This window comes from Microbulbifer pacificus (assembly GCF_033723955.1).
In the GTDB taxonomy this organism is placed as follows: Bacteria; Pseudomonadota; Gammaproteobacteria; order Pseudomonadales; family Cellvibrionaceae; genus Microbulbifer; species Microbulbifer pacificus.
This window is the reverse complement of the sequence record NZ_CP137555.1, coordinates 639295-657756: the sequence shown is the minus strand read 5'-3', so window position 1 is coordinate 657756 and position 18462 is coordinate 639295. Positions and strand designations below refer to the sequence as shown.

Genomic DNA, 18462 nt, shown 5'->3' with positions numbered 1-18462 from the left:
CTGGCGATCAAATCGCGCCTTTGTAACCCAGCTGTCGCCAGGCCTCGTAAATCACAATTGCCGCCGCATTGGAGAGATTGATGCTGCGGCTGTTGGCGCACATGGGGATGCGCAGGGTGTGTTCGCTGCCGGTCATGGCCAGGAATTCCGCGGGCAGGCCGCGGGTTTCGGGGCCGAAGACGATGGCGTCGCCGTCGCGGAACTCGATCTCCGAATGGGCGCGGCTGCCTTTGGTGGACAGTGCCAGTACCCGCGCAGGCTGCTCGGATTCCACAAATGCCTGCCAGTCCCGGTGGCGCACGACGCGGCTGTACTCGGCATAGTCGAGTCCGGCGCGACGCAGGCGCTTGTCGTCCATATCGAAGCCGAGGGGTTCGATCAGGTGCAGTTCGGCGCCGGTATTGGCGCACAGACGGATGATATTGCCGGTGTTGGGGGCAATTTCGGGCTGGTAGAGCACTATTTTGAACATGGCTACAACTTGGACGGATCGGGTTCGACCATGAATGCCCCACTGGGGGCGGTCAGACAGGCGGCCCAGGTCGATAATTGACCAGATGGGCCGCGAAGGGCGGGGATTATAGCGCGGAGGAGGTCTCTTCGCAGTCGATCTCGACTCCGAGTTCGTCGGCAATCTCATCCAGTTCGTCGTAGAGGCCGTCGAGGTCGATGTCTTCCGCCACGCTGATGGTGCACTCAGCGGTGAACAGTGGCTCGCCGCTCCAGGGGGTGCTGCCGTAGCGGGTGTCCAGGGTTTCCACGTTGATCCTGCGGGCGGCGAGGGCGCGGGAGATCTCCTTGACGATCCCCGGGCGGTCATTGCCCACCAATTTGAGCTGCAAGGTCTGGCGACTGTCTGCGGCGACGGCGAGGGCGTCCTCCACCTGCAGTTTGAAGTCGGCACCGGTGAGGCCTTTCAATGCTTCCTTGAGTCGCCCACTGTCTTCTGCCGCCACGCTGACCCGCAGGATACCGGCGAATTTGCCGGCAAAGTGGGCCATGCGGCTGTCTTCCCAGTTACCGCCATTTTCCGCTACCGCGGCGGAGAGCATTTCCACTACGCCAGGTTTGTCATCGCTGATAATGGATATGACAAGGTGTTGCTGCATGGGGGATATCCTTATTGGTGTTTCTGAATTGTAGTGCGGTACCTCATTGCTGAGCTGAATTGTAGCCAGTGTGACGCCGCGTGGGCAAAATTCTCAAACCTGGGCATGGGGAGTCGGGACGGCTTGGTCGAGGCCTTTACAAGGGTGGATTGGCGGTGTTGAATCCGTATTCGCGAAAAATAATTCCTAACATGCCCAGACAGCCTCTCAAAAGGAGACACCCGATGAGATACCCCAAGAACATTGCACTGTGGCTGGCGGGCGTTGCCTGCGCGGCGACTTTTGCCGGCGCGGTTAACGCAGACACGCAGCACAAGGCGCTCGACAGCGCACTCAAGGGGGATCAGCGCACGCCGGCAAATGTGGCGCGGGACAAATACCGCCACCCGGCTGAGACGCTGACATTTTTCCAGATTGAGCCGAATATGACGGTGGTGGAAATCTGGCCGGGCGGCGGCTGGTACACCGAGATCCTGGCGCCGATGCTGAAGGATGAGGGCACGCTGTATGCGGCGCATTTCCCGAAGGCGACCGAGGTGGGCTATTACAAGAATTCCCGGGCCAAGTTCGAGGAGATGTTGGCGGCGGACAAGGACACCTATGGTGCGGTTAAGCTGACGGAGTTTGTTCCGGGTGGCGATAGTGAGATTGCGCCGGCGGGTTCAGCGGATGTGGTGGTGACGTTCCGCAATGTGCACAACTGGATGGGTGGCAATAACGAGCAGGCGGCCTTCAAGGCGTTTTACGATGCGCTGAAACCGGGCGGTGTGCTGGGGGTGGTTGAGCACCGGGCGAAGCCGGGTACCACTCGCGAGGGTATGGGCAAGAGCGGGTATGTGACCCAGGAATATGTGATTGAGCTGGCGAAGAATGCCGGGTTTGTGCTGGAGGAATCCAGTGAGATCAATGCAAACCCGAAAGATTCGGCGGATTACGCGAAAGGTGTATGGACGCTGCCGCCGTCCCTGCGTTTGGGGGATGAGGATAAGGACAAGTACCTGGCGATCGGTGAAAGTGATCGTATGACTTTGCGGTTCCGCAAGCCGAAGTCCTGATAATTTATTTTTGCGAAGTTAAAATGCCCCGGTGACCCCGGGGCATTTTTGTTGGTGGTTCTTTTCGAGTTCGGTGGCGGTAGCGCGCTGGGGATGTATTTGCGAAACCGGGCTAGGCGCCCCCCTTAAATACATCCCTGTTTGCGACGCTTTCGAAAACGAATCCCCGCCACCTGTCCTTCAATTCAAGCCATGTGCTTCGTAAGCTTTAATACATTCACGCGTAGTGAGAGTGAAATGATTATTCCCCATCAACAGCTAGACCCTGAAACCCTGCAAAACCTGTTGGAGGAATACGCCACCCGCGATGGCACCGACTACGGTGAGCAGGAGGTGAGTCTGGAGAGCAAGGTCGCCAGCCTGCGGCGTCAACTGGAAAACAAGACCGTGGTTATCTGGTTTGAGCCGGGAGAGGAGTCGGTGAATCTGGTTCTCGCCGAGGATATTCCCAAGGATGGCGATTACTGATGGCTGAAGTGGACGGTTGGCTGGTGGATCGGCCGCAAGATACGCCCAAGTGCTGGTTTCTGTTCGCCCACGGCGCAGGTGCGCCGATGGATAGTGACTTTATGCAGGCGCTTGCGGGGATGCTGGCGGAGCGCGGCGTGGGGGTAATCCGGTTTGAGTTTCCGTATATGGCGGAGCGGAGGGAAACCGGCAAGCGTAGGCCGCCGAACAAGATGGATGTGTTGCTGGAGGCGTTTCAGGCGCAGATTGATCGTGCCGGTGAGGTATTTCCCGGGGCGCGGTTGTTCGTTGGCGGCAAGTCCATGGGCGGTCGGGTGGCGAGTATGCTGGTCGCGGAAAATGTTCGGGCCGGGAAGGTGGCCGGGGCGGTTTGTCTGGGCTATCCGTTTCATCCGCCGGGCAAGCCGGAGAGTCTGCGCACTGAGCATCTCCAGAGCCTCGATTGTCCCACACTGATTGTGCAGGGTACTCGGGACAAGCTGGGGGATCGCCCGGAAGTGGAAGGCTATGGGCTTTCTTCTGAGATTAGGCTTTTGTGGCTAGAAGATGGCGATCACGATTTCAAGCCGCGCAAATCCAGTGGCCATACCCAGCAGCACCACTGGCAGACAGCGGCGGAACGGGCGGCGGCGTTTATGTGTGCGGCTGGTTAGCCTGCCAAGTGCGCTATCCGCTCACTTTTTGTAGGTGACGCCTCTGGTCAAATCTCCGACAATAGCTCCATGAAATCAGATCACACCCTAGATGCCCGCGGCCTGCTGTGCCCGGAACCTGTCATGATGCTCCACTCGGCGGTGCGTAAAGTCGCCGCGGGTGAGGTTTTGCAGATGTTCGCCACCGACCCCTCCACCCAGCGAGATGTACCCAAGTTCTGCCAGTTTCTCGGCTACGAGCTGGTGAAGCATGCGGAGGAGAACGATGAATTTGTTTACTGGATTAAAAAGGCCGACGAGTGATTTTTTGATCCGACCACCATGTTCCTAGACAACGTTTTATAAACAACAAGGGCGACCACTGGTCGCCCTTGTGTTATCTGGAATTGAGGGAAGTGTTCAGGGCGATGTGACTAGCGCCGCGATCGCAGCGAGGGCCTCCGGGTCCTCGGATTTGATCTTGTTGGCGATGTGGTGTTGGAAGAAGTATCGGAAACACTCCGACTCTTGGGCCGAGTACAGGCAGTCGTCCCCGGGAAGAACCGGCGTTGTCTCTACACTGCTGTGATCAATCAGCATGCCGTGGATCTCACCGCTGGCGAACAGCCGCCAGCTCACGACTTCGGAAAGGGTCAGGTTCTCCCGGTCCGCATCCATGAATACCGCGTGGGTACCAATGGTATCGGGGATCTCCTGCACAACCTCATCCGCCTGATTGCTTTCGAACTCGAAGTATTCCGCCGCAGTCTCCAGCTCGACGATTTTGTGGATGGGGGGCTCGTGGAAAATTTCCTCGATTCCCGGGTCGTAGTAGCCTTCAAACCGGCCGTCCAGGGGATCCTGGATATCCGGGCAGGCCGTAATGGAGTTCAACCAGGGAACCAGCCCGACGACCTCGCCATTGGCACGCAGGCCCCAGCAAAGGATTTTCAGGCTGTAGAGATCAGTTCCACTGGAATTGTTGGAGTAGAGCATTTCCAAGCCATCCAGCTCCGGAGATAGGCGAATAAACCGCCGACTCTCTGAAGTTTCGATAGGCTTGCCGGTGAAGAGGTCAACCACGTTGCTGTTGCGGTGGTCGGTCATAGAGCACCTCCTTGCAGGGCCGGTAGTAGGGCGGGAAGGTCTTGTACTACTTATTAAGTGCAACCGGCGTAGAGATACCGAGCGAAGGCCGGGCGACCAATCGCCGAATCCTGACTCCGGGAGCGCCTTTTTTGCCTCCCTGGGAAGCCGGTACCGCAACCGAAAACAACCACTCAAAGCCCCTGTGAGGGTCGCGCTGAGCGGCAGCAGGTTTCCGGTATCCCTGAGTTCAAAGGTATATTCTGATCCGCGGAAATACAACCAGCGGAAACGGGTTCTTTGTCTGGAATTTCCTCCTTTTTATCTTTGTAAACGCTAGTGCTGGCGGGGGTTGTCCGCATCGTCACCGAATTGGACATATTGTCCCCAGAGGCCTGGCCTTGATCCCCTCGCGCTCGCTGTTATAGTCCGCGCCAATTACAGGTTCAGGCACAGGAGTCGCTGTTGTCACACCTTTCTCCGGTAGACATTCAAAACCAGCAAGTTTCATACCAGTCTGCAGCACTTGGTGAGGCCGTGCGTATTGCGCCGCCAGCCACTGTGACTGAACGAATAGTCGCGGTCTTTGATCATTGCTTTTCTTCGCCAGCGGGGCTGAATACACGCCTGGTGGGTGGGCATGCGGAACCCTATTACCGTCCCGCGTCGGAAAATGGTGCGCACTGGCACCAGGTGGAGTTCACCCGCGACTACCCCGCCAGCGCCCTGCATGAGACCGCACACTGGTGTGTCGCCGGGGCCGAGCGCCGCGAGTTGCCCGATTATGGGTACTGGTACGCACCGGATGGCCGCTCGGCCGCGCAGCAGGTGGAGTTTGAGGTGGTGGAAGTTAAACCGCAGGCGCTGGAGTGGATCTTTGCCCGCGCCAGCGGCCTCAAGTTCCGCGTCAGTGCCGACAATCTCGACGCGGGTCTGGGGCCCAGTGACGCATTCAAGCGCAATATCTGGCGGCAGGTGCAGCGTTACTGCCGCGAGGGCGTGAATCCCCGGGCCTATCGGTTTGCCCTTGCACTCGCCAGCGCCTTTGCGCAGCCTGATCCTCTATTAGCAGAGCACTACAGGCTGGAGGAGCTCGGGTGAGCGAGATCTACCTGGTAGACGCGTCGGTCTATATCTTTCGCTACTACTTCGCGCTGCCGCCGAACTGGGAGAGTCGCGCCGGTTACAGTACCGAGGCGGTATATGGTTTCAGCAATTTCCTGCTGGATCTCCTCGCCCGCAATCCCAGTCATATTGCCTGCGCCTTCGATGAATCCCTCGGCAACTGTTTTCGCAACGAGATCTATCCAGACTACAAATGCAGCCGCGCACTGCCGGATGAGGCGCTCGCCTATCAGCTGACCGCCTGCCGGGAGATGGCGGAGGCGCTCGGGATCGCGAGTTTCGCCAGCGAGCGCTTCGAAGCGGACGATATCCTGGCGACGCTTACCCGGCTGTGTGATGCTCACCAGCGGGCACCGGTGATCGTTACCCGTGACAAGGACCTGGGGCAACTGCTGGACCGGGGCGCCGCCAGTCTGTGGGACTTCGCCGCGAACCAGACCCTGGAGCGGGACAGCATTCGCCAGAAATTTGGCGTGGAGCCCGCACAGATCGCGGATTATCTCGCGCTGGTGGGCGACAGTATCGACGATATTCCCGGCGTGCCTGGAATCGGCGCCAAGACTGCGGCAAAGCTGCTGGCGGCGTTTGCCGATGTGGAAGCGTTGATCGCCAATGTGGATCAGATCGCGGACCTTAAACTGCGAGGGGCAAAAGGCATCGCGGAAAAAATTGCCAGCCATGCGGGCCAGATCCGCATGGCGCTGCAACTGGCGCGGCTGGAATACGACGTGCCCCTCAGTACCGACTTTAGCGGCCTGGCCCGCAAAACGGTGGAGCCGGAGTTTGCCGTTGCATTGGCGGAGGAGTTCGGCATTGGCGGTCTCGCCAACAAAATACGCCGTACTCTCACCCTTATGGCCGATAGCCACACTTATACCGATGGCGCACACCGAGAGCGCGCGCACATGGAGTCCGCATCCCAATGAACAGTGACAGGAAGGTAGAGACACCGCTCAACATCGTCGCCGACGAAAATATTCCGGGTCTGGAAACCTGGTTTGGTGATCTCGGGAATATTACCAGGGTCCCCGGGCGCAATTTGTCGCGGGCGCAGCTGGCAATGGCCGATGTGCTGCTGGTGCGCTCCGTCACCGAAGTGAATGAGACGTTGCTGCGGGATACCCCAGTGCGGTTTGTCGGCAGCTGCACCATCGGTACCGATCACCTGGATATTCCCTGGCTGGAATCGCAGGGTATTGCCTGGAGCGCCGCACCGGGCTGTAACGCCAATTCGGTGGTGGAATACGTATTCTGTACGCTCGCCGCGCTGGATATCGACTGGCGCACCCGCAGCTTCGGTATTGTCGGCTGCGGCAACGTGGGCGGCCTGCTGCAGCGCAGGCTCCATGCCCTCGATATCCCCTGCAAGATCTACGATCCCTGGCTTGCCGATAACCCCGACAGCAGCGATTTGCCCAGTGTGTTGCAGCAGGACGTGATTTGCCTGCACGTGCCACTGGTTAAAGACGGGCCGCACCCCAGTCACCATATGATCGATGCGGTGGCGCTCGCGACCATCAAGCCCGGCGCGGTGCTGATCAGTGCCGGGCGTGGAGCGGTTATCGACAACGGCGCACTGCTCCAATGTCTTGAGTGTCTCGAGCAAACCCCCGGGTTTACCGCGGCGCTCGATGTATGGGAAAACGAACCAGATATCCGCACCGATCTACTGGCAAAAGTGGATCTGGGCAGCCCACATATCGCTGGCTACAGCCACGACGGCAAGCTGGCGGGCACACGCATGATCCGCGACGCGCTTAACCGCGCACTCGAATTGCCGGAAACAGAGCAGCAGGACAGTGGCGCTGAGGTGAAACAGCGGGTTGCCACCGAGCAATCCGGCTTCGTCGCTATCCGCGAGCTGCTGCTAAAAATTTACGACCCGAGAGAAGACGATCGCAGGCTGCGGGACGCCGCTATGGTGGCGGCCGCGGGTGGGGAAACGATGGCGAAATCCTTCGACACGCTGCGCAAACACTACCCGCAGCGCCTGGAATTTTCCCATTACCAGGTACAGGCGCCGCAACTGGACGAGGCGACCCTTCACCAGCTTGCGATTCTCGGGCTCAACTAAGTATCAGGCCAAATAGTGAAACTGAAGAAACTCGGACTCATCATCAACCCCTGGGCCGGTATCGGCGGCCCCGCGGGCCTAAAAGGCAGTGACGGAGCGGAAACTGTCGAACGCGCACTGGCGGCGGGTATCCAGCCGCAGTCGCACAAGCGCGTGGCCATCGCTCTGGAAGCGCTCAAACCCTATGCTGCACAACTGGAGCTGGTGACCTTCGCCGGCGATATGGGGGAAAACCTCGCACGCGAGCTGGGATTCAATGTTGTGCTGGCCGGTGAGGCGCAGGGCGAGCGATCCACACCGGAAGACAGTGAGGCCGCCGCACGCGCTATCCGTGATGCCGGTGCCGACCTGATTGTATTCGCCGGCGGCGACGGTACCGCCCGCAATATGGTCAACGCCCTCGGCGACGCCTTCCCGGTGCTCGGTATTCCGGCCGGAGTCAAAATGCACTCCGCGTGCTTTGCCATTTCCCCCAAGGCGGGCGGCGAAGTACTGCGTCGGTTGATGGCGGGTGAGCTTGTCGACCTGCACCAGCGTGAAGTGCGTGACATCGACGAAAACTCCTTCCGCGAAGGCCGTGTCAGCACCCGTTACTACGGTGAGTTGCTGGTGCCGGAAGAGGGGCATTTCCTGCAGGCGGTGAAAAATGCCGGACGTGAAGTGGAAGAGCTGGCGGTGGCCGACATTGCCGCGCAGGTGGTAGAGGAAATTAATCATCTGGCGCCGGAAACACTCTGTATTTTTGGCCCTGGCTCCACCACTCTGGCGGTACTTTCCGAGCTGGGAGAAGACGGCACGCTGTTGGGGGTGGACCTGTGGCACGAGGGTGGTTTGATGGCCGCTGATGTGAGCGCACCAGCGATCGAAACGGCCATCGCGGAGCACCGCGCAGCACAGCCCCATGTCCCGATCAAAATCATCCTCACTGCCATCGGTGGCCAGGGCCACCTGATCGGGCGCGGCAACCAGCAACTGAGCCCGCGGGTACTGCGCGCGGTTGGCCGCGAGAACCTGATAGTGATCGCCACCAAAACCAAGATCACCGAACTGGGCGGGCGCCCGCTGCTGATCGACAGCGGCGAACCTTCTCTGGATGAAGCCTGGAGTGGCTTTGTGCGGGTGGTGACCGGCTACCGCGATGAGATTCTCTACCCCCTGTCTGGCGATGGCAGCGGCGAAGTCCCGGCAGTACAGAATACAGGCGAGTAAATGATGGATTGGGAACCGTTGCTGCAGGTTGTACGCGGCAAACTGGAAGAAAACCTTAGCGACAGCCGCCGTCTGTTTCACGGTCGCGGGCGCTGCTACCCAGGCTTTGAGAGCATCTGCGTAGACAGTTATCAGCCAGCCCTTCTGGTGACGCTGTTTGATGCCTGTGAAGATGAGGAAGGTCTGGTGGCTTCGCTGTGGGCACTCTCTGAGCCGCTCGGTTACACCGGCGTGGCGGTGCAGCGGCGCTACGAGCGCGGTGCGCCGATTGTGTGGCAGGCGGGCGCGCCGGTGGAGTCACCGGTAGCCAGGCGTGGCGATCTCGAAATTCCGCTGACCTTTGATCGTCAGAATGTGGGGTTCTTTCTCGACATTGAACCCGGGCGCCGCTGGCTGGAACAGCAAGTGCGGGAGAGGGCGGGGCAGGTGGACAATCTCAAGCTGTTGAACCTGTTTGCGTTTACCTGTGCGTTCTCTGTGGTAGCGCGCGCGGCCGGTGAGTTGGGGGTACTTAATGTAGACCTCAACAAGGGTGTGCTGAGACGCGGCGAGGCCAATCATCGCGCGAATGGATTACCTCTGAAGGGCATCAGTTTTCTGGCCAAAGATGCGCTGCGGGATTTCCGGAGTTTTGACCGTCGAGGGCCTTTCCAGTTGGCGGTGGTTGATCCACCCACATTCCAGAAGGGCAGTTTTGACGTGGGGGAGAACTACGCCCGCCAGTTGGAGCTGTTGCCGGCTTGTTTGGCGGATGAGGCGGATTTGTTGCTGGTAGTAAACTCGCCCCGGATCAGTGAGGCGGATTTCCGGGAGCTGATTACTGCAGCGAATCCCGGTTATTCGGTAGTTGAGCGGTTGCCGCAGAACCCGGACTTTCCGGATAGTGATCCGGATGCAGCATTGAAGATGTTGCACGTGAGGTTTCGTCGAGCCTCGTAGGGCTTCGTAGATGGTTTAGTGGCGGCAAAGCACTGGGTGCGGGTTTTCAGGACCGCTGTGAATACGTTCCTGTACGCTTCGTCGGCAACATCCCTGTTGCCGACGATCCTGAAAACCCGCACCCAGCACTTAGCCTTCGCATCGCGCGCTCACTTCGAAACCATCAATTTTTCAAGCCACCAGAATTCAGACTTCGAGGTGCCGCATCAGCCCCACCATCAGCTCTTCCAGCTGAGGTGAAGACCCTCCGCGCACTATTTGGTCCAATTTTTCCGCATTGCTGACCCCATCCTCCCCGCGACTGACCAGCACTAGAAAACTCCGGTGGGAAAGCGTCGCGTCTTCAATGGCTTCCTGGCGCACCAGCTGGGAAAAATGGATGTAGCCGCATTGCATGAGCCAGGTCATCGCACCCAGGCAGGCGAGGTGGCGGTGGGAGTGGAGGCCGAATTCGTCCGGGGTATCGGGGCCGGCGATGTCTTCCACATATATCGTGGCCGGGGCCGGAAACTGCTGGAATAGTGCCAGCAGAATCCGCCCCGCATCGCGGTAAAAATCGTGAATATGCAGATCGTCCAGCATAGATCGTCTGATGATTCCTAACCTGTTTGTTGTTAACCCGTGTAACGCTCTAAGAAGTTGCCCAGCCGATCAATCGCGTGGCCCAGGTCATCTAGACGGGGCAGGAACACAATGCGCAGGTGGTCCGGCGCATCCCAGTGAAAGGCGCTGCCCTGAACCAGCAGGATTTTTTCCTGACGCAGGAAGTCGAGCACGAATTTCTCATCGTTCTCGATCTTGTGACGGTCCAGGTCGATGCGCGGGAACATGTAAATTGCGCCCTGGGGCTTAACGCAGCTGACACCGGGGATGTCGTTCAGCATCTGCCAGGCCAGGTCCCGCTGCTTGCGCAGGCGGCCGCCGGGTAGTACCAGGTCGTTGATGCTCTGGTAGCCGCCGAGAGCCGTCTGCACCGCAAACATCGCCGGCACGTTGCCGCACAGACGCATGGAGGAAAGGATATCCATGCCCTCGATAAAACCGCGCGCGCGGTGCTTGGCCCCGCTTATTATCATCCAGCCAGAGCGGAAGCCCGCGAGGCGGTAGGATTTGGACAGGCCGTTGAAACTCAGGCACAGCACATCGTGGGCGAGGGAGCCCATGGGGGTGAATACCGCATCGTCGTACAGGATCTTGCTGTAAATCTCGTCGGCAAAAATCACCAGGTTGTGCTGGCGCGCGACCTCGACGATCTGCTCCAGCAGCTCTTTCGGATAGACCGCACCGGTGGGGTTGTTCGGGTTGATCACCACAATGCCGCGGGTGCGGGGGGTGATCTTGGATTTGATGTCTTCGATATCCGGCAGCCAGCCCGCCTGTTCGTCGCAGCGGTAAAGTACCGGTTTGGCACCGGTCAGGTTGGTGGCGGCCATCCACAGCGGGTAGTTGGGCATCGGCAACAGCATCTCATCGCCGTTGTTCAGCAGCGCCTGGGTGGACATGGAGATCAGCTCGGAGACGCCATTGCCCAGGTAGATATCGTCGATGTCGACACCGGGTACACCCAGGTTCTGGCACTCGTGCATGATCGCCTTGCGCGCCGCAAACAAGCCCTTGGATTCCACATAGCCCTGTGCCTGGGACAGGTTATAGATCACGTCCTGCAAAATTTCGTCCGGCGCGTCAAAACCGAACGGGGCCGGATTGCCGATGTTCAGCTTCATGATCCGGTGGCCTTCTTCCTCCATGCGCGATGCCTGTTCCATGACCGGACCGCGGATTTCGTAACAGACGCCATGGAGTTTTTCCGACTTGTGAATATCCTTCATTGCTGCGTACTTCGTAGAGCCTTCAACTGATGTTGGTGGAAGAGTGTCTGCGGGAGACAATCTTGTGGGCAAATTTTTCCAACCTGCGCCCGGGTTTCTTGTAGGCTGCGCTAACTGTTGCGGGGCGGGTTGGGCCATCGTGAACTGGTTTGATGAACCGGGCGCGATGGGGCTGGCACCGTGGATAATTGCGATGCTGCCGCTAAGCGTTTTGCCGGGCAGGATAATGCCGCTGGATACTGACTTGTCTGGCGAAAAAAGGAACTACAGTATGTCAAAAGAAAAAGACGATAACTACTGGCGCGAACGCCTGACACCGGAAGAATTTCACGTTTGCCGGGAAGGGGGGACTGAGCGGCCATTTTCCGGCGAGTACTGGGCACACTTCGAGGATGGCCTGTACCGCTGCCGCTGTTGCGGTGAGGTGCTGTTTGACTCGGAATCCAAGTTCGAATCCGGTTGTGGATGGCCGAGCTTCGACGCCGAGGCCAAGGCCGGCGTGGTGGCGGAGCAGCAGGATTACAGTTTCGGTATGCAGCGTGTAGAGATCCTGTGTGCCAATTGCGGCTGCCACCTGGGGCATGTATTTCCGGATGGGCCGACTGCCACGGGGCTGCGCTATTGTGTTAATTCACTGTCGGTACAGCACGATCCCGAACGAGAGGAGGGCGCCGACAAAGAGTGACCTCTAGAAAATGACCGGAGGGCTCCGATGATCCGATCAGGCCGAAAACGCCACTGGAGCCGGTGGCTGTACCGTATTCAGTGGCTGCTGCTTGCAATCATTGCGCTGGCGGTGACGGCGGTCAGGTTAGGGCTGCTCCACTATATGACGGCCTTTGAGGTGTTCAAGTACGCCGGGCTGGCTGCGGTGGTGGTGGCGCTGATTTCGATCCTGGTGTTTATCTGGGGCTTGGTAAAACGTCACCCGGAGGCGCGCAGCGCCGCCCTGTGGGCCGCGGTCCTGGGGGCGATTCCGGTGGCAATCCCGTTGTTTGTGGTGGGAGAGCACAATTTCCGCGCCCCGCCCATCCACGATATCTCCACCGATCTGCAGGACCCACCGGCGTTCGAGGCGATTCTGTCCCTGCGCGGCCCGGGCGATAACAGCCCGGACTACGCCGGCGCCGAAGTGGCCAGTCAGCAGCGCAACTCACCGCTGTACCAGGATATCCAGCCGCTGCCGCTCAAGATGACTGTGGCCGAGGCCACCGAGCTGGCTGCTGAGGTGGCGCAGAAGCTCGGCTGGCGGGTGGTGGCGAAGAGTCCCAATCAGGGGCGTATAGAGGCCGTGGCGCGCACGCCGGTGCTTGGGTTTACCGAAGATGTGGTGGTGCGGGTGAAGAAAGAGGGAGATGGTGTAAAAGTGGATGTGCGTTCTGCGTCCCGTGCCAGGACCTTCGATCTTGGCAGCAACGGCGAGCGCATCCGTACTTTTCTGCATCAGATGCGCAGGAGGACGGAACGGCGCTGACCAGCTAGCCGCCTGTTGGCGCAACAAATATCAATTGCCGGTTGTCTAAGTTTGACCTGTTTGTCTCGTATTGTTGCGGGATTTCGGTAAGTGTCTGTATGCAAAGGGAAAATTCTTAAATTTTTTTGCAGCGAAGTGTTGACAGTCTTCGGGGGGGTCCATAGAATCCGCCCCACTTCGACGCACTGGGCGCTCGCGGAAACGCAGCGACGATTGCCGAGAAGGATTCTGGGTCCCCATCGTCTAGAGGCCTAGGACACCGCCCTTTCACGGCGGTAACAGGGGTTCGACTCCCCTTGGGGATGCCACGCGGGAATAGCTCAGTTGGTAGAGCGCAACCTTGCCAAGGTTGAGGTCGCCGGTTCGAACCCGGTTTCCCGCTCCAATTTTTGTTCAGGCGCACCACTCTAGAGTGCGGTTGAGCCGGTAAAACAGTTATGTTTCGCCAAGCCGATCGACAGGTCGGATGCTTCAGGAAGTTGAAGCAAATTCTGTCCCCATCGTCTAGAGGCCTAGGACACCGCCCTTTCACGGCGGTAACAGGGGTTCGACTCCCCTTGGGGATGCCATGCGGGAATAGCTCAGTTGGTAGAGCGCAACCTTGCCAAGGTTGAGGTCGCCGGTTCGAACCCGGTTTCCCGCTCCAAATTTCGCTCAGGCGCACCACTCTAGGGTGCGGGTGAGCCGGTGGGGCAGTCGTTGTTTCGCCAAGCCGGTCTGACAGGCCGGATGCTTCAAATACCAAATTGAAGCAAAGTTTCTGTCCCCATCGTCTAGAGGCCTAGGACACCGCCCTTTCACGGCGGTAACAGGGGTTCGACTCCCCTTGGGGATGCCATTTTATCGGGGCTGCACATGCGGTTCTGGTGACAGAAAAAAGCGGGAATAGCTCAGTTGGTAGAGCGCAACCTTGCCAAGGTTGAGGTCGCCGGTTCGAACCCGGTTTCCCGCTCCAATTTCAAAGCCGCTCAATGAGCGGCTTTTTTTTTTACCGGTTGACCATTGAGGGTACCGTCAGGGTGCTGTGAATATGGCCTGCCGTTGAAATCTGCAGGATATGGGCGTTGAATAACGTCACCCATTTCAGGAGGCTCCATGACTGCTGCGCTCTCCATCAAAAATCTTGAAAAAACCTACGACAACGGCTTTCGGGCGCTGAAGGGCATCAGCTTTGAGGTGCAGCCGGGTGATTTCTTTGCTCTGCTGGGACCGAACGGCGCCGGCAAGTCCACTACCATCGGTATTCTTTGCTCACTGGTGCGCAAGACCGGCGGTGAGGTGTCGATCTTCGGTATCGACATCGACCGGGATTTTCCGGCAGCCAAGCAGATGCTCGGTGTAGTGCCGCAGGAATTCAATTTCAGCCAGTTTGAAAAGGTGTTCGACATCGTCTGCACCCAGGGCGGCTTTTACGGTATGCCGCGCGCACTGGCGGAAGAGCGCACTGAGAAGTACCTGCGCAAGCTGGGCCTGTGGGACAAGCGCGATTCCCAGGCGCGGATGCTCTCCGGCGGTATGAAGCGGCGGCTGATGATCGCCCGTGCGCTGATTCACGAGCCGCGCCTGCTGATTCTCGATGAGCCCACTGCCGGTGTGGATATCGAACTGCGCCGCTCCATGTGGGAGTTCCTGCAGGAGATCAACGCCCAGGGTACTACCATCATTCTCACCACCCACTACCTGGAAGAGGCGGAGAGCCTGTGCCGCAATATCGCCATCATCGACAAGGGCGACATTATTGAAAACACTTCCATCAAGTCCCTGATCAAGACCCTGAGCAGGGAGGTGTTTATTCTCGACTGTCGCGAAACCCTGCTCGAGGCGCCAGATTTCGGCGATTTCGTGGGGCGACTGCTGGACGAACACAGCGTGGAAGTGACGGTGGAGAAGGGGCAGAGCCTGTCCGACCTGTTTGCACACCTGAGTGCGCAGAATATTTCCGTGACCAGCATGCGCAATCGCGCCAACCGCCTGGAAGAACTGTTTGTTTCCCTGTTGGCACAGAACAAGGTGCAGGAAACTGCCGGCAAGGAGGTGAAGTCGTGAGCCCGCAACTGATCTGGACTTCCTTCTCGACGATTTTCCGCCGCGAGGTGCGGCGCTTCACGCGTATCTGGCCACAGACCCTGGTGCCGCCGGTGATCACCATGTCACTGTATTTCGTGATCTTCGGCTCGCTGATCGGCAGCCGTATCGGCGATATGGGCGGCTACTCCTACATGGAGTTCGTGGTGCCCGGGTTGATCATGATGTCGGTGATCACCAACTCCTACGCGAATGTGGTGTCGTCGTTTTACAGTGCCAAATTCCAGCGCAATGTCGAGGAACTACTGGTGTCGCCGACGCCTAACTGGGTGGTGATGGCCGGTTATGTGCTGGGTGGTGTGGCCCGCGGGTTGATCGTGGGGCTGATCGTTACCGTGATCGCGCTGATTTTCACCTCATTGACGGTACAGCATATTGGGCTGACGATCCTGATCGTGTTCCTGACTTCGGTGCTGTTTTCCCTTGCGGGGTTTATCAATGCCATCTATGCCAACAGCTTCGATGACATATCCATCATTCCAACCTTTGTGCTTACGCCGCTGACCTATCTGGGCGGGGTGTTTTATTCCATCGAGCTGCTGTCGCCGTTCTGGCAGGGACTGTCAAAGCTGAATCCCATTCTTTATATGGTCAACGCTTTCCGCTATGGCGTGTTGGGTGTTTCCGATATCAATGTGGGCTGGGCTTTTGCCGGCGTGCTGGTGTTTATCGCACTGCTGTCTGCCTGGTCCCTGTATCTGATGCGTCACGGTAAGCGCCTGCGCCACTGAAATTGTTCGACTGAGTTAACGTTGCATGAATCGAGAAGACTGGCAAAACCTCCCCCTGGGGCAGGAAACCCGCTATGAATCCAGCTACAACCCCAAGCTGCTGCACCCGATCCCGCGCTCGGTTTCCCGCGCGCAGCTGGGGCTGGAGGGGCAGGCGCTACCATTCTCGGGTGCGGACGAATGGTGGGGATTTGAACTTTCCTGGTTGAATCCAAAGGGGGTGCCACAGGTGGCGGTGGTTCGCTTCCGCTTTGCGGCTTCGAGCCCGGCGATGATCGAGTCCAAATCCTTCAAGCTGTATCTGAACTCCTACAACCAGACCGAGTTCCCGTCCAGGGATGCAGTACAGGCAACGCTTGAGCGGGATTTGAGTTCAGCGGCGGGCAGCGACGTGGCCGTGACCCTGTTCGATGTGGAGGATGTCGCGCTCGACGTGCACAGGCCGACCGGCGTTTGTCTGGACGGGCTCGATATCGAGGCGCGCACCTATCAGCCGGATGCAGCATTGCTCAAACTGGAAGAGAGCGGCGAGGTGGCAGAGGAGGTGCTTTACAGCCATCTGCTGCGCAGCAACTGCCCGGTAACCGGCCAGCCGGACTGGGCCACAGTGGTGATCGAGTACCGTGGCCCCGCGCTGAAGCGTGCGGCGCTGCTGGCCTACATCATCTCCTTCCGCGAGCACCAGGACTTCCATGAGCACTGCGTGGAGCGCATCTACTGCGATCTGCAGAAGCTGGCAGAATTTGAAAAGCTCACCGTTTGCGCGCGGTATACCCGCCGCGGTGGCCTGGATATCAATCCACTGCGCACCTCAACCGGCGAAATCGTATTTCCCGGGCGTTTTGCCCGGCAGTAAGTGTGGGGTTTGGGAGGTAACGGGGTGCGACAAGCGCCCCGTGATAGTGGGGGGCGCTTTATACGCGTCAGATAATGACTTTGCTCTTCAGGCGTGCCTGCGCGGTTTGCAGCGCCTGCATGACTTTTTCCTTGTCGTAATTGCGGATCTTGTCCAGATCCAGGTGCATGGCAAATCCCGGTGCGTGCTCTTCGAGATAGCTCAGCTGGCCGCCGAGATTCTTGCGCAGGTCGGTCACCGAGTAGACCTTCACCGGGGTGCTGAAGCCCTTAACGCTCACATGCCCCTTGTCGCGGCACATCACCGTCTGTTTGATCATCGACCAGGTTTCATGGCTGATTAGGATCTCGCCCGGCTCCGCCGCGCTTTCCAGTCGCGCCGCCAGGTTCACATGGGTACCCATCACCGTATAGGTGTGGTAGTCGGCGGTGCCGAAAACCCCCACGGTGCAGTAGCCGGTGTTGATACCAATGCGGATCTGCAGCGGGTGGGAAATACCCTGGTCGTACCACTCCTGCATCATTTCCCGCACCCGCTTGCGCATCGCCAGCGCCATGGCCACGCAGCGCAGGGCATCGGATTTTGGCCCTTTGCTCTGATCGTCCCCGAACACCACCATCACCGCGTCACCGATGAACTTGTCGATGGTGCCGCCGTAGTGGGCGACGATGCGTGACATTTCGGTCAGGTAGTTGTTCAGCAGGCGGGTGAGGGTCTCCGCCTCCATCTCTTCGGTGAGCTGGCTGAAATCCTTGATATCGGAAAAGAACACCGTCAGCAGCTTGCGCTCGGTGACAATTTCCTTTTCCTTGCCAGTGGTCACTGCCCGCCACAGGCGCTTGGGCAGGTAGCGGGACAGTTTGTAACTGGCCAGGTTGGCGGCGCGCTGTTCCTGTTGCAATTGCTGGCTGTCCGCCTTCAGTCGCGCGATCTGGTTGTGGGTGTAAAAGGCGTAGCAGCAGAAATAGGTAAAAACACCGATCAGGCTGGCGGCGCTGATATTCAGGTCAGCATTCACTACCAGTGCCGGACGGTGAATCAGATAGCCGATGGCCACGCCCAGCAGCATTGCCGTATTGTGCTCAAACCAGCTGCGCCCACCGCCCTGGGTTAGGGCGTTGAACTGGATCATGGTAAGGAACAGCAGGCTGGGCAGAAGATTGAAGTTGGACATGGCCATCGCCATGCCGATCAGCAACGCATCGGTAAACGCGAGCCAGCGACGCACGACGTCGCTGTTGTCCGGGTCGCTGCGGCGAGCGATCTGGTAGGCAACAGGAATATAGCCCAGCAGCAGGGCGGCCATGGCGAGTTGTAACAGCGTGTTCTGGGAAAAGACAGCGGACCAGTTGATACTGTTCAGTAAGGTCCCTGAAGCCGCGAAGCAGATCAGGGCACGGAAATAGAGCGGATACCTGGATTCCGTCTGGCGGCCGCTGGTTTCTTCTGGCGGATTCTGCATGAACGCTTGGTCTTATTTTGATAGCTGGGTTTGAGTCGTCCGGGAGTCTTTAGTCTTTTTTTCTTGCTGACCAGCCAGCTGGCTCGATGCAGCGCACCCCCCGACGTTACATTAGGCGCTGTGGTCGCCATTTCGAGGGGTGGATCACGGACAGGCGCAAAGTTTACCCTCTGGCACCCCGGAAAGCGACGGTCAATAGGGACAAGTTCCTAAAATTGAGTATTCGTCTGGCATCGGAATCTCCGCGCCTTGGGGTAAACTCCCACACCTTTCACGGCCCGACACCCAGAGTTTCGGCGCCAATACCGTGCCAGAATCAGGAGGCAAC

20 protein-coding genes and 6 tRNA genes are annotated in these 18462 nt (G+C 58.7%); 20 read left to right on the top strand and 6 right to left on the bottom strand.

The annotated features are described in order from the left end of the window. Window positions 1-7: 7 nt before the first annotated feature. Both trmL and R5R33_RS02920 read right to left on the bottom strand, forming a co-directional pair. Window positions 8-472 carry a tRNA (uridine(34)/cytosine(34)/5-carboxymethylaminomethyluridine(34)-2'-O)-methyltransferase TrmL gene (gene trmL, locus R5R33_RS02925; protein ID WP_318954564.1) on the bottom strand — a complete coding sequence of 155 codons (465 nt, stop codon included), beginning with the start codon at window positions 470-472 and terminating at the stop codon, window positions 8-10. A 106-nt stretch (window positions 473-578) separates the two neighbouring features. Beyond that, window positions 579-1109 carry a glycine cleavage system protein R gene (locus tag R5R33_RS02920; protein ID WP_318954563.1) on the bottom strand — a complete coding sequence of 177 codons (531 nt, stop codon included), beginning with the start codon at window positions 1107-1109 and terminating at the stop codon, window positions 579-581. A 224-nt stretch (window positions 1110-1333) separates the two neighbouring features. Between R5R33_RS02920 and R5R33_RS02915 the strand changes: the two genes are divergently transcribed. From R5R33_RS02915 to tusA, 4 genes are all read left to right on the top strand, one after another. Beyond that, complete coding sequence (locus R5R33_RS02915; RefSeq protein WP_318954562.1) at window positions 1334-2164, top strand: class I SAM-dependent methyltransferase; 831 nt, start codon at window positions 1334-1336, stop codon at window positions 2162-2164. 237 nt (window positions 2165-2401) lie between these two features. Next, complete coding sequence (locus tag R5R33_RS02910) at window positions 2402-2632, top strand: YheU family protein (RefSeq protein ID WP_318954561.1); 231 nt, start codon at window positions 2402-2404, stop codon at window positions 2630-2632. Continuing rightward, the gene (locus R5R33_RS02905; protein ID WP_318954560.1) at window positions 2632-3285 is read left to right on the top strand and encodes an alpha/beta family hydrolase; all 654 of its coding nucleotides are present in this window, start codon (window positions 2632-2634) and stop codon (window positions 3283-3285) included. The genes R5R33_RS02910 and R5R33_RS02905 overlap by 1 nt, the downstream gene beginning before the upstream one ends. Before the next feature lie 69 nt (window positions 3286-3354). Continuing rightward, on the top strand, window positions 3355-3588 hold the full coding sequence (tusA, locus tag R5R33_RS02900; RefSeq protein WP_318954559.1) for a sulfurtransferase TusA: 234 nt from the start codon (window positions 3355-3357) through the stop codon (window positions 3586-3588). A gap of 96 nt (window positions 3589-3684) precedes the next feature. On the opposite strand, the gene R5R33_RS02895 is transcribed toward tusA, so the two are convergent. Further along, entirely contained in the window at window positions 3685-4371 is a 687-nt protein-coding gene (locus tag R5R33_RS02895) for a hypothetical protein (RefSeq protein ID WP_166215316.1), read from the bottom strand. Window positions 4372-4911: 540 nt separating this feature from the next. On the opposite strand from R5R33_RS02895, the gene R5R33_RS02890 reads away from it, so the two are divergent. Genes R5R33_RS02890 through R5R33_RS02870 form a run of 5 tightly spaced genes read left to right on the top strand, consistent with a single transcriptional unit; the run spans window position 4912 to window position 9697 of the window. Further along, the gene (locus R5R33_RS02890) at window positions 4912-5451 is read left to right on the top strand and encodes an elongation factor P hydroxylase (protein ID WP_318954558.1); all 540 of its coding nucleotides are present in this window, start codon (window positions 4912-4914) and stop codon (window positions 5449-5451) included. Next, window positions 5448-6401: a 5'-3' exonuclease gene (locus R5R33_RS02885; protein ID WP_318954557.1), complete on the top strand. Its 954-nt coding sequence runs from the start codon at window positions 5448-5450 to the stop codon at window positions 6399-6401. The genes R5R33_RS02890 and R5R33_RS02885 overlap by 4 nt, the downstream gene beginning before the upstream one ends. Beyond that, window positions 6398-7549: a 4-phosphoerythronate dehydrogenase gene (locus tag R5R33_RS02880; protein WP_318954556.1), complete on the top strand. Its 1152-nt coding sequence runs from the start codon at window positions 6398-6400 to the stop codon at window positions 7547-7549. The genes R5R33_RS02885 and R5R33_RS02880 overlap by 4 nt, the downstream gene beginning before the upstream one ends. Before the next feature lie 15 nt (window positions 7550-7564). Beyond that, window positions 7565-8758, top strand: coding sequence for an ATP-NAD kinase family protein (locus R5R33_RS02875; RefSeq protein ID WP_318954555.1), 1194 nt, complete (start codon window positions 7565-7567; stop codon window positions 8756-8758). Beyond that, window positions 8759-9697 carry a class I SAM-dependent methyltransferase gene (locus R5R33_RS02870; protein WP_318954554.1) on the top strand — a complete coding sequence of 313 codons (939 nt, stop codon included), beginning with the start codon at window positions 8759-8761 and terminating at the stop codon, window positions 9695-9697. Window positions 9698-9883: 186 nt separating this feature from the next. Here R5R33_RS02870 and R5R33_RS02865 read toward each other — a convergent pair whose 3' ends face one another. Both R5R33_RS02865 and R5R33_RS02860 read right to left on the bottom strand, forming a co-directional pair. Beyond that, window positions 9884-10279, bottom strand: coding sequence for a hypothetical protein (locus R5R33_RS02865; RefSeq protein ID WP_318954553.1), 396 nt, complete (start codon window positions 10277-10279; stop codon window positions 9884-9886). 32 nt (window positions 10280-10311) lie between these two features. Next, entirely contained in the window at window positions 10312-11526 is a 1215-nt protein-coding gene (locus R5R33_RS02860) for a pyridoxal phosphate-dependent aminotransferase (protein WP_318954552.1), read from the bottom strand. Between the two features lie 271 nt (window positions 11527-11797). On the opposite strand from R5R33_RS02860, the gene msrB reads away from it, so the two are divergent. The 11 genes from msrB to queF all read left to right on the top strand — a co-directional run bounded on the left by msrB (window position 11798) and on the right by queF (window position 16672). Continuing rightward, window positions 11798-12211: a peptide-methionine (R)-S-oxide reductase MsrB gene (msrB, locus tag R5R33_RS02855; RefSeq protein WP_318954551.1), complete on the top strand. Its 414-nt coding sequence runs from the start codon at window positions 11798-11800 to the stop codon at window positions 12209-12211. A gap of 27 nt (window positions 12212-12238) precedes the next feature. Beyond that, window positions 12239-13000, top strand: coding sequence for a DUF1499 domain-containing protein (locus R5R33_RS02850; RefSeq protein ID WP_318954550.1), 762 nt, complete (start codon window positions 12239-12241; stop codon window positions 12998-13000). Between the two features lie 232 nt (window positions 13001-13232). Then, a tRNA-Glu gene (locus tag R5R33_RS02845) sits at window positions 13233-13308 on the top strand. Between the two features lies 1 nt (window position 13309). After that, window positions 13310-13385, top strand: a tRNA-Gly gene (locus R5R33_RS02840). Between the two features lie 108 nt (window positions 13386-13493). Further along, a tRNA-Glu gene (locus tag R5R33_RS02835) sits at window positions 13494-13569 on the top strand. Between the two features lies 1 nt (window position 13570). After that, window positions 13571-13646, top strand: a tRNA-Gly gene (locus R5R33_RS02830). Window positions 13647-13762: 116 nt separating this feature from the next. Then, window positions 13763-13838: transfer RNA gene (locus R5R33_RS02825), tRNA-Glu, on the top strand. 41 nt (window positions 13839-13879) lie between these two features. After that, a tRNA-Gly gene (locus R5R33_RS02820) sits at window positions 13880-13955 on the top strand. 140 nt (window positions 13956-14095) lie between these two features. Beyond that, window positions 14096-15046, top strand: a complete 951-nt coding sequence (locus R5R33_RS02815) for an ABC transporter ATP-binding protein (RefSeq protein WP_318954549.1) — start codon at window positions 14096-14098, stop codon at window positions 15044-15046. Next, the gene (locus R5R33_RS02810) at window positions 15043-15816 is read left to right on the top strand and encodes an ABC transporter permease (protein WP_318954548.1); all 774 of its coding nucleotides are present in this window, start codon (window positions 15043-15045) and stop codon (window positions 15814-15816) included. Before R5R33_RS02815 ends, R5R33_RS02810 begins: the two co-directional genes overlap by 4 nt. A 25-nt stretch (window positions 15817-15841) precedes the next feature. Then, window positions 15842-16672, top strand: a complete 831-nt coding sequence (queF, locus tag R5R33_RS02805; RefSeq protein WP_318954547.1) for an NADPH-dependent 7-cyano-7-deazaguanine reductase QueF — start codon at window positions 15842-15844, stop codon at window positions 16670-16672. A 67-nt stretch (window positions 16673-16739) separates the two neighbouring features. Here the strand turns inward: queF and R5R33_RS02800 are convergent, their stop codons facing one another. Then, window positions 16740-18134, bottom strand: a complete 1395-nt coding sequence (locus R5R33_RS02800) for an adenylate/guanylate cyclase domain-containing protein (RefSeq protein ID WP_318954546.1) — start codon at window positions 18132-18134, stop codon at window positions 16740-16742. Window positions 18135-18462 lie beyond the last annotated feature (328 nt).

Coding starts and splice junctions, on each gene's coding strand:
- trmL (WP_318954564.1), bottom strand. CDS start 472: ATGTTCAAAATAGTGCTCTACCAGCCCGAAATTGCCCCCAACACCGGC.
- R5R33_RS02920 (WP_318954563.1), bottom strand. CDS start 1,109: ATGCAGCAACACCTTGTCATATCCATTATCAGCGATGACAAACCTGGC.
- R5R33_RS02915 (WP_318954562.1), top strand. CDS start 1,334: ATGAGATACCCCAAGAACATTGCACTGTGGCTGGCGGGCGTTGCCTGC.
- R5R33_RS02910 (WP_318954561.1), top strand. CDS start 2,402: ATGATTATTCCCCATCAACAGCTAGACCCTGAAACCCTGCAAAACCTG.
- R5R33_RS02905 (WP_318954560.1), top strand. CDS start 2,632: ATGGCTGAAGTGGACGGTTGGCTGGTGGATCGGCCGCAAGATACGCCC.
- tusA (WP_318954559.1), top strand. CDS start 3,355: ATGAAATCAGATCACACCCTAGATGCCCGCGGCCTGCTGTGCCCGGAA.
- R5R33_RS02895 (WP_166215316.1), bottom strand. CDS start 4,371: ATGACCGACCACCGCAACAGCAACGTGGTTGACCTCTTCACCGGCAAG.
- R5R33_RS02880 (WP_318954556.1), top strand. CDS start 6,398: ATGAACAGTGACAGGAAGGTAGAGACACCGCTCAACATCGTCGCCGAC.
- R5R33_RS02870 (WP_318954554.1), top strand. CDS start 8,759: ATGATGGATTGGGAACCGTTGCTGCAGGTTGTACGCGGCAAACTGGAA.
- R5R33_RS02865 (WP_318954553.1), bottom strand. CDS start 10,279: ATGCTGGACGATCTGCATATTCACGATTTTTACCGCGATGCGGGGCGG.
- R5R33_RS02860 (WP_318954552.1), bottom strand. CDS start 11,526: ATGAAGGATATTCACAAGTCGGAAAAACTCCATGGCGTCTGTTACGAA.
- msrB (WP_318954551.1), top strand. CDS start 11,798: ATGTCAAAAGAAAAAGACGATAACTACTGGCGCGAACGCCTGACACCG.
- R5R33_RS02850 (WP_318954550.1), top strand. CDS start 12,239: ATGATCCGATCAGGCCGAAAACGCCACTGGAGCCGGTGGCTGTACCGT.
- R5R33_RS02815 (WP_318954549.1), top strand. CDS start 14,096: ATGACTGCTGCGCTCTCCATCAAAAATCTTGAAAAAACCTACGACAAC.
- queF (WP_318954547.1), top strand. CDS start 15,842: ATGAATCGAGAAGACTGGCAAAACCTCCCCCTGGGGCAGGAAACCCGC.
- R5R33_RS02800 (WP_318954546.1), bottom strand. CDS start 18,134: ATGCAGAATCCGCCAGAAGAAACCAGCGGCCGCCAGACGGAATCCAGG.